Annotated in this window: 11 protein-coding genes; 2 read left to right on the top strand and 9 right to left on the bottom strand. The window is 60.1% G+C overall.

What is annotated here, in order from left to right; all coding sequences use genetic code 11:
- Positions 1 to 74: 74 nt before the first annotated feature.
- The 6 genes from rsmA to ACK6D9_RS11210 all read right to left on the bottom strand — a co-directional run bounded on the left by rsmA (position 75) and on the right by ACK6D9_RS11210 (position 7,737).
- A complete protein-coding gene (gene rsmA / locus ACK6D9_RS11185) occupies positions 75 to 905 on the bottom strand; it encodes a 16S rRNA (adenine(1518)-N(6)/adenine(1519)-N(6))-dimethyltransferase RsmA (RefSeq protein ID WP_322990497.1) in 831 nt (276 codons plus the stop codon).
- Positions 905 to 1,939, bottom strand: coding sequence for a 4-hydroxythreonine-4-phosphate dehydrogenase PdxA (gene pdxA, locus ACK6D9_RS11190; RefSeq protein ID WP_412051793.1), 1,035 nt, complete (start codon positions 1,937 to 1,939; stop codon positions 905 to 907). Before pdxA ends, rsmA begins: the two co-directional genes overlap by 1 nt.
- A gap of 13 nt (positions 1,940 to 1,952) precedes the next feature.
- Positions 1,953 to 2,891 carry a SurA N-terminal domain-containing protein gene (locus tag ACK6D9_RS11195; RefSeq protein ID WP_412048584.1) on the bottom strand — a complete coding sequence of 313 codons (939 nt, stop codon included), beginning with the start codon at positions 2,889 to 2,891 and terminating at the stop codon, positions 1,953 to 1,955.
- A 225-nt stretch (positions 2,892 to 3,116) separates the two neighbouring features.
- On the bottom strand, positions 3,117 to 5,453 hold the full coding sequence (locus tag ACK6D9_RS11200; RefSeq protein WP_412051794.1) for an LPS-assembly protein LptD: 2,337 nt from the start codon (positions 5,451 to 5,453) through the stop codon (positions 3,117 to 3,119).
- An 8-nt stretch (positions 5,454 to 5,461) separates the two neighbouring features.
- Entirely contained in the window at positions 5,462 to 6,544 is a 1,083-nt protein-coding gene (gene lptG / locus ACK6D9_RS11205) for an LPS export ABC transporter permease LptG (RefSeq protein ID WP_412051795.1), read from the bottom strand.
- A 2-nt stretch (positions 6,545 to 6,546) separates the two neighbouring features.
- Positions 6,547 to 7,737 (bottom strand): LptF/LptG family permease, encoded by a 1,191-nt coding sequence (locus tag ACK6D9_RS11210; RefSeq protein WP_412048585.1) that lies wholly within the window; start codon positions 7,735 to 7,737, stop codon positions 6,547 to 6,549.
- Positions 7,738 to 7,996: 259 nt separating this feature from the next.
- Between ACK6D9_RS11210 and ACK6D9_RS11215 the strand changes: the two genes are divergently transcribed.
- On the top strand, positions 7,997 to 9,484 hold the full coding sequence (locus ACK6D9_RS11215) for a leucyl aminopeptidase (protein WP_412048586.1): 1,488 nt from the start codon (positions 7,997 to 7,999) through the stop codon (positions 9,482 to 9,484).
- Positions 9,485 to 9,498: 14 nt separating this feature from the next.
- Positions 9,499 to 9,948 carry a DNA polymerase III subunit chi gene (locus tag ACK6D9_RS11220; protein ID WP_412048587.1) on the top strand — a complete coding sequence of 150 codons (450 nt, stop codon included), beginning with the start codon at positions 9,499 to 9,501 and terminating at the stop codon, positions 9,946 to 9,948.
- A 40-nt stretch (positions 9,949 to 9,988) separates the two neighbouring features.
- Here the strand turns inward: ACK6D9_RS11220 and ACK6D9_RS11225 are convergent, their stop codons facing one another.
- From ACK6D9_RS11225 to ACK6D9_RS11235, 3 genes are read right to left on the bottom strand one after another with little or no spacing between them, the layout of a single operon-like run.
- Positions 9,989 to 11,203 (bottom strand): ABC transporter permease, encoded by a 1,215-nt coding sequence (locus tag ACK6D9_RS11225; RefSeq protein ID WP_412048588.1) that lies wholly within the window; start codon positions 11,201 to 11,203, stop codon positions 9,989 to 9,991.
- Positions 11,193 to 11,900, bottom strand: a complete 708-nt coding sequence (locus tag ACK6D9_RS11230; protein WP_412048589.1) for an ABC transporter ATP-binding protein — start codon at positions 11,898 to 11,900, stop codon at positions 11,193 to 11,195. Before ACK6D9_RS11230 ends, ACK6D9_RS11225 begins: the two co-directional genes overlap by 11 nt.
- Before the next feature lie 38 nt (positions 11,901 to 11,938).
- Positions 11,939 to 13,195: an efflux RND transporter periplasmic adaptor subunit gene (locus ACK6D9_RS11235; RefSeq protein ID WP_412048590.1), complete on the bottom strand. Its 1,257-nt coding sequence runs from the start codon at positions 13,193 to 13,195 to the stop codon at positions 11,939 to 11,941.
- Positions 13,196 to 13,408 lie beyond the last annotated feature (213 nt).

Here is a 13,408-nt window from a genome sequence, read left to right on the forward strand (position 1 = left end):
AGGTCCGCGATACAGATCAGGCCCCGTCCCGGATCAAGGGCAACCGTCGGTACAGGCGGTTGTCTCCCGCGCTTTCACAGTGCGTTGGCGAGCGTGCAGAATTCCTCGATACTCAGCGTTTCTGCACGCCGCGCCGGATCGATGCCAACCTTTGTGAGCAACGCCTCGCCACCCAGCGGTTTGAGGCTTTGCCGGAGCATCTTGCGCCGCTGACCGAACGCAGCCTGGGTGACGTGTTCGAGCTTGGACAGTTCGCAGGGCAGGCGACTCGCGCGTGGCACAAGCTGCACCACGCTGGATGTCACCTTGGGGGGCGGCGTGAAGGCTTGCGGCGGCACGTCAAACAGGATGTCGGCCATGGTCAGCCACCCCGCCAGCACGCCGAGCCGGCCGTAATGATTGGAGCCCGGCGTGGCGATGATGCGCTGACCGACTTCCTTCTGGAACATCAATGTCATCGATTGCCAGAACGGGGCCTCGGGATTGGCGGTCAGCCAGTTGATCAGCAATTGGGTGCCGACATTGTAGGGCAGGTTGGCGACAATCTTTGCCGGCGCGCCACCCGCCAGCGCTGCCAGATCAACCTTCAGCGCGTCGCCTTCCACCACCTCCAGCCGTCCGGGATAGTACTCGGAGATCTCGGCCAGAATCGGCAGGCAGCGGGGATCGCGTTCGATCACCACCACACGGTCCGCGCCCTGGGCAAGCAGCGCTCGCGTCAACCCGCCGGGACCTGGGCCGATCTCGAAGATGGTGAAACCTTCAAGCGGCCCCGCAGACCGGGCAATCTTCGCCGTCAGGTTGAGATCGAACAGGAAATTCTGGCCTAGAGCTTTTTTGGGGGCCAGACCGTGGGTGGCCACGACATCGCGCAGTGCAGGCAATCCATCATGCGCCAGTGCCATTAGACGGCACTCGACGTGCGGCGGGCTTCTGTGTCGGCCATCGTGCCCGCAAGCTTGATCGCCGCCACAAGGCTGTCGGCGCGCGCGGTGCCGGTTCCGGCAAGCGAAAACGCAGTTCCATGGTCGGGCGAGGTGCGGATGAACGGTAATCCCAGTGTGACATTGACCGAATCATGGAACCCCAGTGTCTTGGCGGGGATCAACGCCTGATCATGATACATGCATAGCGCCGCGTCATAGCCGGCGCGCGCCTCGGCGTGAAACATGGTGTCGGCTGGCAGCGGACCGAACGCATCGATACCTTCGGCCTGCAATGCCGCAATGGCGGGCGCGACAATCTCGATGTCTTCCTTGCCAAGTGCTCCGTCCTCGCCGGCATGCGGGTTGAGCCCGGAAATGGCGATCCGTGGCGCACGCAGGCCGAAACGACTGGCGAGATCAGAGGCCATGATCCGTGCCGTCTCGATGATGGCCTCGGTGGTCAGCGCAGAGGGTACATCCTGGAGCGGAATATGAATGGTGACAGGGGCGACGCGCAGATGCGGCCCCGCAAGCAGCATCACCGGGGTGACGGCCTTGCCAAGCGCCTCTCCGGACAGATGCGCCAAATATTCGGTATGGCCGGGAAATCCGAACCCTGCGGCATAAAGCACTGATTTGGCGATCGGATTGGTAACGATTCCGCGGGCGTGGCCGGCAAGCGTCAATTCCACCGCCAGCCGGATCGCTTCGATCACCGTGGCGCCGTTGTCCGGATCAGGTTGGCCGGGGCGAACCGGCTTCGCCAATTCGAGCGGCAGCACGGGCAGGGCGGTGGCGAAGAGGGAGGCGGCAGTCTCCGGTGTAGCCTCAGTGATCGGAATATCGAGGCCGACAAGCTTTGCCCTTGCTTTGAGCATCTGCAGATCGCCGATCAAAAAGAACGCCGGCAGCCCAAGAGCAACCCGATCGCGCCAGGCGGCAAGCGTCACATCGGGACCAATACCGGCGGGATCGCCCATGGTCAGAGCCAGGGCGTTGCTATTCCGATTGATCACCGACGGCCCCTTACTTGTTGGCGATGACGGCGCGTTTGCGCAGATCGGCGAGGAACTTCTTGGCCTCTTCGCTATCGCCGCTGCCTTCGTTTTCGGCGCGGAAGACCAGTTCTGCGGCCTTGTCATCGGTAACCGTCTTGGCCGAGCAGACAACAATGAACTCGACGCCGCGATCGGTAATGCGCGTTGATGTGGCTTTTCCCACCTTGGTCTTTTCGATCAGTGGCTTCCAATCCGGCGGCAGTTGCGGCTGCATGATGCGGCCGAGCTGGCGCAGCGTCACGTCGCGCAGACCGGTAATCTGGGCAGCAGCATTGTCACAGCCCTGATAGCGGCCCCGCAACTGATCAGCTTCGCGCTTGCGTGCATTGAGCGTCGACTTGGAGCGCTTGCTGGCGGGAACCACGAAAATTACCTGCTGAAGGATATACTCGGTGGTCGACGGTTTGTCGTCGCCGCGCTCGAGCATCTTCGATACCAGATCCTGCGGTGTCATGCCGCCGCTGCTGCCGGTCGCAGCTTGGATGACGCGTGGCCAGCTCATCTGAATGCGGATGAAGTTCTTGAAGTGCTTGGGGGTGACACCGGCTTGGTTGAGAACCTGGGTAAGTTGTTTGGTCGACAGCTTGTTGGAAGCGGCAAACCTCTCGAAAGAGGCTTGGACCTGGGCATCGGAGACAAGCGCGCGAATACGGGCAGCCTCCTGATACTTGAGGGCCTCCTCGACCAGTTGCTCCCGTGCCTTCTGGGCGAGGTTGCCACCAGTGCGCTGCAACTTCAAGAACGCCACTCGGCGCGCAATATCGACGCTGGTGATGGCCTGGTTATTGACCACGATCTTGATTTCGCTGGCGGCCCGGGCTGTGGGCGTCGAGATAGGTGCGAAGCAAAAAGCCATGGTGGCCACAAGCAACAGGCCAGTGAAGCGGGTGATCGCGGGAAAGTGCATGCTTTCAGGTCCTTTGTTTCAGGCAGATCCGTCAAGATCAGTCTTGCAAATCCGAAGCCGCCCGTAAATGCATCTGTCATGCGGCGAAAACGAGGCGCTGACTATCCCCGCCGCGGGCCCTCCCGACGGTTGTGCCAGCGACTGCCGGCACAAGCAAGATTACATCTGGTTGGTACAGCGCCTTTGCCGCGTCACCAGGTGGACCGCGCCACAGCGTGGCATGTCCTAGAAATCTGCCTTCAGCAATGGGGTCGTATCGTTTCCACCGTCGATACCGCCCAGGGTTCGGAAGCTCAGTCGTGCGCCAATCTTCCAGTCGCGCGCCTCGGTGTCATAATCGTCGCGGATTTCTTCGTAGGAAAGTGACAGCGCGATGCATTCGTCGGCATACAGTACCCCGAATGCCTGACGGTTGAATTTTTCGTCGGTTAGATCATAGCTGGTCGAGGCGGCAACGCTCCAGTTTTCGTGAAGCTTGAGCGAGACGTAGCCGGTGACTTCGCTCCGGTCCAGTTCGCTCAACAGATTTGGCCGTGGCGCCTTGATTTCGGTATAAGTGATGCTGGTCTTAAATCTGTCCCTGGAGTAACCGGCCCGCACATCGGTGCGTTCGGCGCGGAAATCATCCTTGTCGAACCGTGCCGAGGCAGCCAGTGACAGGCCGTTTGCCGTTGACAGCCCGACCATGCCAACGAAATCCGATACGTCCTGATCAAGCCCCGAATTACGTGTGGCCTGCGCCAGATCCGGCGTGGCGAACGAATTGAGCCCCGCCAGGTGATAGGATTGTCCGACCGCGGCCTGGGTCTTCAGGCCATTGTCGAAATTGCCGGTGTAACGCAGGCCGACATTGGCGCGAGTGCCACCCTCGGTCCGGTCGAAACCGGAAAACTTATCGCGCTCGAACAACGAGGTCGCGTCAAACACGAAACTCTGCGCGTCCTCATTGGGAATGCCACCGGCAAGCTGCTCGTCGGGGCGGACGAAAATCTGGGCGATTGGCTCAAACACATGGCTGGAGGTGGCAGTGCTCACCAACACCGGGTAACTGGCTTCAAGCCCGGCAGTCACCATGCCGCGGGCATGCGAACCATTGCCGGCAAAGACACCGTCATAATCGGTCGGCGCGGTCTCGACATTGACCGAGTTGAGATCCCCACGGGCGGCCAGGATCGGTGTCAGCCGCAGGCCGTTGCCAACGGTCACCGTTTTCTTCCATTCCAGTTCAGCGCTTAGCCTCGCATTGTCTCCAGCAAATCCCCTGTAGCGGTCCGGACCCGCCCGTACGCCGATGTCGTTAGCTTTACGCGACAGTGAATAGCCATTGACGTTAAGCGCCAGTTCGCCACCGGCGATCGGATCGGAGAATGTGCGACTATAATCGAGCGAGGGGTGGACGAAGGCCTGCATGCGTTCGGTTGCATTGGTTTCGTCGGCATCCTGTTTGTCGAACCGGTAGCCGCGCAGATCGAAATAGCTACGGTTTGACTGGCCCGTCAGGTAAACTGCCGATTGCACGGTGCTCGCGTTATAACCTTCTATCCCATAAGTCCGAGAGAAATTGTTGTCGGTCTGGGCCATCACGTCCCAACCAAAGGTCCAGCGTGGGTTGATCCTGAACGCGCCCTTCGACGCGATCATGCCGCGTTCCTGTACAAGAGCGTCGGAGGTGTTGGCCGTGAATTCGTCCTGCCCGGTCTGTGAAATTCCTGCCATACGCAGCGTGTGCGACCCGTTAGCGAATTTCTGCCTGAATTCTACTTCCCCCAGAAAGCCCTGCTTGGAATAGGCGGTGCCGGTCAGTGTCGCGTCCATATACGGCGAAATCACAACATAGTAGGGCACCGTCAACCCGTAACCGAGCGTGTCGGAACTGCGGTAGCTGGGCGCCAGAAAGCCGGTCTTGCGTTTGGTGTTGTGATCCGGAATCTCGAGATAGGGCAGCATCGCGATCGGCAGGCCGAACAATTCGAAGGTCGGCCGTATCAGGCGGATCGTCTTGGTTTCACCGTCCTGAATTACCCGTTTGGCCCTGATCTGCCAGACAGGCGCCCGCTCGGGATTTTCCTCGCAGGGCTCGCACGCAGTGTAAACGCCACTGTTGAAGGTGGTTTGACGCCCATCGCTGCGTTCAGCGCTCTCGGCGGCAATGTAGGTCTTGTCGGGTGTCTCGACCCTGAGTGCATTGATAAAGCCATTGGCAAAATCATCGGTCACATCAAGATTGTCGGCATAGATCTTGTTGCCATCGGGTTCGACCATCTCGACCGAACCGATTGCCTTCATGCGACCAGTAGTCTGATCGTATTCAACCCGGTCGGCGACCAGCTTGTAAGAGCCGTAATCAATCTGCACGCCACCGCTTGCCACCACGAGGCCGGTGTCGTTGTTGTAAATCAGCTCGTCGGCGGCCAGCAGCATTTTCTGGTCTGCCGGTATGGTGAAGTCGCCACCAGATGGCGATTGCGCCGAAGCCTCGGGTGCCGCGAATGCAAAAATCGCGCACACAGCCGCACCCGCGCACAGAGCGCTGGCGAACGCATGAACTCTAGACCGGCGCACACCCGTCACTAACCATCCTCCTTGTGGAGAAGCACTGTCGTCCCCAATGCCGCCGCAACCAAAACCGGAAGCCAAGCAGCCACCACAGGCGGGACGGTTCCCGCATTGGCGAACGCCTGGATCAACTCGGAAACGACATAAAGCACGAAGCCAGCTAGGATTCCACCCAGAATGACCGTTAAAGACTGTCCAAAGCGCACAAATTTCAGTGACACCATCGCCGCGATCAGCGTCATCGCCGCCAAAAGCGCCGGCTGCGCCAGCAAACGGTGAAATTGCATCTCGTAACTGGTGGCGGAAAGGCCGAAAGATTTTGCTGTAGCAATCTTGGAGCGTAACTCGAAGAACGGCACAGTTTCGGGCGAAGTGAGTGATTCGCCAACGAATTCGGCCTTCAGTGTGGTCGGCACAGTTACCGTATCCAATCGCTCCATCGGCTGTGAGCTGCGAATGACCTTCACATTCGTCAGCACCCATTCGCCGTCACCCAGCACCGCACTTTCGGCTTCAAGCCGTTCCTTGATCCGTTGATTCTCGTCAAAAAGAAAGAACGTGGCGCCGGACAGCTTGGTGCCGTCGGCCGCACTTGCGCGAGCACCCACCACCGTGTCGCCGAATTCGGTGCGTTGCCGCAGCCACGGTGTCTTGCCGGAAGTCTGCTGCGCTCCCAAATTGCGTTCAACAACGATGTTCTCGGCCAGCTGCAGTGCCGAGGCGGCGAGCGTGTTGAGCCCTACGACGGCGACAACGCCGATCAGCAGATTTGCAGCAATCAGCGGGGTCAGGAATTGCCAGGCCGAAATTCCGGCCGCGCGGGTGACCACCAACTCGTATTTGCGGTTGAGTTGCAGAAGCGTCGCGATCGACGCGATCAGCACCACGAAGGGAATCGCTGTTTGCAGTATCGTCGGCACGCGCAGGGCAGAAATCAACAGGCCTGTCGACAGCGTATAGTTGGCCGCAGCCGACAGGCGCCGCGCCGATTCATTGAAATCGACAAGCAGGATCACCAGCAGGATCGCCAGGCAATAGGTCAGGAAAGTGAAAACATAGCGCCGGAAGAAATAGCGCGACAGGGTCGACCAGAGCATACTCATGCCGATTGCCCGCCACTGCTACCGCCACGCCAGCGGACAACGCGGGAATTGATGGTTTCGAGCATCCGCTCATTGAAACGCGCCCAGGCTCTCGGAATGGTCAACGACTTCCCGGTCAGCGCCAATAGCCCGAAAACCACGATAAAGCCTGCCGGCACGGCATAGGACAAAAGCTCCATGACGACATTGGTGCCGGCTTCGTCACCGCTGTAAAAGCCAAACCCGCGGGCCGTCAGGGCGAGGCCCGCGACGATCGCCCCATTCTGGAACTGTTCATGCCGGTTGGACCGTGCCTTGCCGAGAAAGGTGAACGAGATCAGGCCGAAAGCCAGTGGATACATCCAGCTCGCGAATCGCTGCACCAGTTCCTCCTTGAAGAGGAAGGGGACTTCCTTGAAAAAGTGATCATCCTTGGGTGGGCTTAGCAGATACGAGGTCGGCTGCTCCTTCGGTCTGCGCGCCGATGAGCCGCCGGCAGGTACGAATGCGGCCATGTCGAGCGCGTAGGAGGTGAAGGTAACGATTGAAATCTGGTCGTTGGACAGGTCGCGCTGCTGCAATTCCCCGTCCATCAGGAACAGGATGTCGGTATCACCGTTGGATTTGATGACCCCGCTCTTGGCGTAGTAGATCGCCTCGGTGCCTTTGGTTCGTGTATCGGAAAGAAAGATCCCGCCCAACACGCCGCCACGCAGCTTTTCATTGACCTGGACATAAAGACCGTCTTCAAGCTGCATGAAGGTCCCGGACCGGACCGCCACCGAAAACAGATCGGATTGCGCTTGCGCCAGCACGTCATAAAGCTTGCGGTTTGACCATGGCTCGACAAAATTCGCCACCAGCAGCACCAGAATAGACACCGCGACGGAGAGCACCAGTACCGGTTTCAAGACAGTTACGGGCCGGACGCCCGCGGCTTCGATGACCACCAGTTCGCTATCGGCGTTCATGCCTGACAACACCTGGCCAACACCGATCAGAAGCGCAAAGGGCGCGACAATCGAAACTACCGACGGCACGAGCGTGCCAGCAAGCATCATGAACGCACCGAAAGCCTGTCCCGTCGTGGTCAGCACATCGACGCGGATCAAGACCTGTGTGGTCATCACCAGCAGCGTCGCCGCAGTCAGTGACCAGAAGGTCAAGGACGCCATGCGCCGCAATATGTAACGTTCGATTTGCTTCATCGCGCCTTTCCGGAGCGGCATGAACCGCGCGGACACGGGAATGACGGGATCGGATGAACCGACCTATGGACCAGCCCCATAAAACCGCAAAATGGATAATCTGCGGCAAACAAACACGGTTAACCGTTTCTTGCAGCGTTGTGTCGCAAATGCAATGCTGCACGCGCACCCGCAACGGACCGATTACTCTTGCCTTCGCGCATGAAAACGCCAAGATCGCGTCCCACACCAAATCGCTTGAAAATCCATTGGAGCCGTCATGTCGCTGAGTCTCGAAGTCAGTTTTTCCAAATCTGTGAAAGTATCAGGCGGACTGGTAGTTGCCCTAGGCTCTGCCGCCGAACCTGTCGCCGCTACGGCCCGCACGATGGATCCTGCCGGTCAGCTCGACAAGGCCGTCAAGGTGGCAGGTTTTACCGGAAAGACATTTACCACCGTCGATATTCTTGCGCCGGCTGGTTCGGACGCCGACCGGATCGCGCTGGTGGGCATGGGCGAGCCAGAAAAGCTGACTGCACATGACTGGATGCGGATAGGCGGCAAGATTTGCACGCTGATCCGCAAGGTCGACAAGGTGACAGTTCTGCTGGGCGAGGAGGGAACACCTTCGGCCGATGCAGCCGCCGACATGGCGCTCGGCCTCATGATGCGTGCCTACGCCTTCGATACCTACAAGACCAAGAAGCCTGATGAAGAAGACACGCGCGACCGCAAGGTCAAGGTGGTATTCCAGCACGGCGATGCATCCGCCTGCAAGAAAGCCTTTGTCAGCCGCCAGGCGGTTGCCGATGGGGTGATGCTGGCGCGCAATCTGGTCAATGAGCCCGCCAATGTGCTGGGCCCTGTGGAATTTGCGGCCCGCGCCAAGGAACTCGAAGCGCTTGGCGTGGAAGTCGAGATCCTGACCGAGAAGGAAATGAAAAAGCTCAAGATGGAAGCGCTGCTCGGCGTCTCGTTGGGCTCGCCGCGGCCGCCGCGCCTGGCCATCATGCGCTGGCAGGGTGGCAAGGCCAAGGATCAGCCCGTTGCCTTTGTCGGCAAGGGCGTGGTGTTTGATACCGGTGGCATTTCCATCAAGCCGTCCGGCGGCATGGAAGACATGAAGGGCGACATGGGTGGGGCCGCAGCCGTCACCGGCCTGATGCACACGCTGGCCGCGCGCAAGGCCAAGGTCAACGCCATCGGCATCATCGGGCTTGTCGAAAACATGCCCGATGGCGCTGCCCAGCGTCCCGGCGACATCGTTCGCTCGATGTCCGGCCAGACCATCGAGATCATCAATACCGATGCCGAAGGCCGTCTGGTGCTGTGCGATGCGCTTACCTATTGTCAGGAACGCTTCAAGCCGGCGATCATGGTCAATCTGGCGACGCTGACCGGCGCCGTATTGGTGGCTCTGGGTCAGCATCATGCCGGCTTGTTCTCCAATGATGACGATCTGTCGGCGGCGTTGACCAAGGCTGGCGAGGTGACCGAGGAGCGGGTCTGGCGGATGCCGCTTGGCGAGAAGTATGACAAGATGATCGATTCCAGATTCGCTGACATGAAGAACACCGGCGGCCGCCACGCCGGATCGATCACCGCCGCCCAGTTCCTCAAGCGCTTTGTCAAGGACACGCCTTGGGCCCATCTCGATATCGCCGGCACGGCGATGGGTTCGCCCGCCACCGACATCAACCAGTCCTGGGCATCGGGCTTTGGTGTGCGGCTGCTCGATGAGCTGGTGCGCGCCAACTACGAAAACTGAGGGGACCTGCCAGCGTGGCCGAGGTGCTGTTTTACCATCTGACCGAATCGCGGCTCGAAGACGCGCTGCCGCCATTGCTCGAGAAAAGTCTCGAGCGTGGCTGGCGCGTCTCGGTGCATCTGGGCAGCGAGGAGCGCCGCGCAGCGCTTGACGCCCATTTGTGGACCTTCCGGGAAGACAGCTTTCTGCCTCATGGCGGCGATCAGGCACCGCATGCCGAGCGTCAGCCGGTACTGCTGACACTTGGTGCCGAGGCGGCGAATGCAGCGACCGTGCGGTTTGTCGTTGATGGCGCGGAAATTCCCGCGCTCGACGACGTCGAGCGACTGGTGATGATGTTTGACGGCCACGACCAGAGCCAGCTCGAGGCTGCGCGCGGCCAATGGCGCAGCCTCAAAACGGCCGGTCATACGCTGACCTACTGGCAGCAGACCGAGGACCGGCGCTGGGAGAAGAAGGCGTAACAGAACTCAATCGCGTGGCCTTTGCCGCACGGGTCTGCCGCTATTGATGGCGCAGCGCCTCGATCGGGTCCATTCGCGCGGCCCGGCGGGCGGGGAAATAGCCAAACACAATTCCCACTATCGCTGAAAACACGAAGGCCGCCAGCACAATGCTTGCCGAGGGTGCGAACGGCACAGACAGCATCCGCGCGCCCAGCAGACCGAGGGCCAGCCCCAGCATAATGCCGATCAATCCGCCGATCAGCGACAACACCGTGGCCTCGACCAGAAACTGCAGCAGCACCTGCCGCTCGGTCGCGCCGACCGCCAGGCGGATGCCGATCTCACGGGTGCGCTCGGTGACCGAGACCAGCATGATGTTCATGATGCCGATACCGCCGACCAGCAGGCTGACGGCAGCAACGGCGGAGAGCAGACCAGTCAGCACGCTGGTGATGCCGGTCAGCATCGAGCTGATCTGTTTCATGTCGAAGACATTGAAATCATCTTCCTCGAAGGGGCCGATCCTCCGGCGCTCGCGCATCAGGCTCTCGATGTCTGCCTTGGCCTTGTCCGTGGAAATGCCGTCCCGGATAGAAGCGTAGATCATCGACACATCCTGGCTACCGGAAATTCGACGCATGAAGGCCCGGATCGGAATCAGCACAATGTCATCCTGATCGGTGCCGAAACTGGATGCTCCCTTGACCTCAAGCGTGCCAATAACCCGGCAGGAAATCTGCTTGAGCCGGATGTTGGCGCCGAGCGGATCGCCATTTCCGAACAGTTTCTGCCGCACGGTATCGCCCAGGATACAGGCCGAGGACCCGGTCCGCAGTTCGCTTTCGTAAAACGAACGGCCGCTTGCAAGCCCCCAATCGCGGGCTGTGAGAAAGCGGTTGTCGGTGCCGGTCACGGTGGTCGAGTAGTTCACATTACCAAAAATCGTTGTCATCGACCGCGAATTGCTGGGCGTTGCAACCACAACGCTGGTGATCTGCTGCTCGATGGCCTCGACGTCCTTCAGCGTGAGGCTCGCCGCAGAGCCACCGACGCCCGAACCCGGACCTTGCGATGGCTGCCCGGGACGGATCATCAGCAAATTGGTGCCGAGCGTCGATACATCGGCCTGCACCTGCTCGGTGGAGCCCTGTCCGACAGTAACCATGGCAATGACCGCGGCGACGCCGATGACGATCCCCAAAACCGTCAGGAAGGACCGGAATGCGTTTCTCAAGATGGCCTGCAAGGCCAGCCGCACTGCTTCATAGAGCATCGGTCGTAACCTTCTCGTTGCGCGTGTCCGATTCGATCAGGCCATCGACAAAATGAACCAGCCGGTCGGCATATTCCGCCATGTCGGGCTCATGAGTGACCATCAGGATGGTGATGCCGTCGGTGCGGTTGAGGTTGGTCAGCAGGTCCATGATTTCGCGGCTGCGGGCGGTGTCGAGGTTCCCCGTGGGCTCGTCGGCCAGGATCACGTCCGGATTGGTGACAATGGCGCGGGCGATCGCCACGCGCTGTTGCTGCCCGCCCGAAAGCTGGGAGGGGTCATGGTCCTCGCGGCCCTTCAGTCCGACCTTGGCAAGTGCCTCACGCGCCAATTGACGCCGCTTGGTCCCGGCCATGCCCTGGTAAATCAGCGGCAGTTCGACATTGTCGAGCGCCGATGTCCGGGCCAGAAGATTGTAACCCTGGAAAACAAAGCCCAGGAAATTGCGGCGCAACAGCGCCAACTGGTCGCGCCCCAGATTGTCAACCTCGGCGCCGCCAAACAGATAGGTGCCGCTTGTCGGCTTGTCGAGAAACCCCATTATGTTCATGGCGGTCGACTTGCCCGACCCGCTGGGGCCCATGATCGCGACGAATTCACCGCCATGAATATCCATGTCGATGCCCCGCAACGCCCGGACTTCCGCATCCCCGCTTCCGTAGATCTTGGTGATGCCCCGAAGTCTGATCAGCGGCATTGTCTCGGACGTATCCGTGGCGGGGGGACGGTTTCTCGTCATTCGGTGGTCTGATCGGTAATCACCAGATCGCCCTCGTTCAGGTCTCCTTCGCGGACTTCGGTCCTGGTTCCGTCGGTTTCACCCGGCACGATATCGACGGCTGTGGCTTGGCCATTCTTCAAGATCCAGATCTGGCGACTTCCGTCACTGGCCGATTTCGGTGTGGTGGCTGCCGGGCCGGGCCGTCCGCCCTTGAACAATATCCCCAGCAACCCGGTGCCGCCCGTTTCCTCTGCTTGCACGGGGGGCGCGAACCGCAGCGCGGCGTTGGTAATCGCCAGTGTGTCCTTGATTTCGGCAACCGTGATGTCTGCGGTCGCCGTCATGCCGGGGCGCAGCAGCATGTCGGAATTGTCGATCGACAGGATTGCTTCGTAGGTCACCACGCCATCGACGGTCCTGGGTGCGTACCGCAATTCGGAAATGGCGGCGGGGAAGGTGCGGCCCTGGTAGGCCTCGACCGTAAACATCGCCTTGTCTCCAACCTTGACCTTGCCGATGTCCGCCTCGTCGATATCTACCTGCAACTGCATGCTCGTCAGATCGGCCGCCAACGTGAACAGCACCGGTGCTTGCAACGACGAGGCAACGATCTGTCCGACCTCGACATTGCGGTCGAGCACGACGCCATCAATGGAAGAGCAGATACAGGCCTTCTCGAGATTGGCCTGATTGATCTTCAGATTGGCCTCGGCCACGCGAATGTCGGCTTCCGCGCTCTTCAGCGCCGCCTTGGCCCGGTCATAGGCCGCTTTCGCCTTGAGCAAGCCCTCGAGCGTGGTGACATTTTTCTTTTCAAGCAGCACCGCGCGGTCATAATTGTCTTTTGTTTCATTCAGTGTCGCGGTCGCTTCGGCCAGGCGGGCCTGGGTGGCCGTCAACGAGGCCTGGCTGAGTTCGACATTGGCCTCAAGCTTGTCGGTGTCCAGTCGCGCCAGGATCTGACCTTTGGTGACCAGATCATTGTAGTCGGCTTCCACCGAGCGGACGGTTCCGGACAATTCGCTCGAGATTTCAACCTGGTTGGTGGGTTCCACCGTTCCGGTTGCCGTTACCTGGACGATGATATCGGTCCGTTCGACAGCCTCGGTCACATATACCGGCAGGCTCTGTTTTGAGGCTGCACTCCACCAGTACCATACCCCGATGGCCGCAATGAGCAGCACCAGACCCCAGATCAGTCTGCGCCGAAGTGGTGATCCCTTGTCAGCGGTTTTGACGATTGCTTCGATTTCTGATTTGGAAGGAGGCATCTGCAAGTCCTATCGTTTGGACCTTGCTAGCACGGCAATGGCGAGTATTGCTTGATGTGCGTCAAGCCACGCCGTGGCGGCAGGGTCTTGTATCGCTGCAATGGCGGAATCAATCGATTCTTGCACCCATGCGGGCAGGGCAGATGATGGCTGCCTATCAGAAATCTCGCGTCCGACCGTGCTGCGAATATCCGGCCCGGGTACCGGGTTCGC

Origin of the sequence: Hoeflea sp. Naph1 (assembly GCF_046837775.1) — a bacterium.
In the GTDB taxonomy this organism is placed as follows: domain Bacteria; phylum Pseudomonadota; class Alphaproteobacteria; order Rhizobiales; family Rhizobiaceae; genus Hoeflea.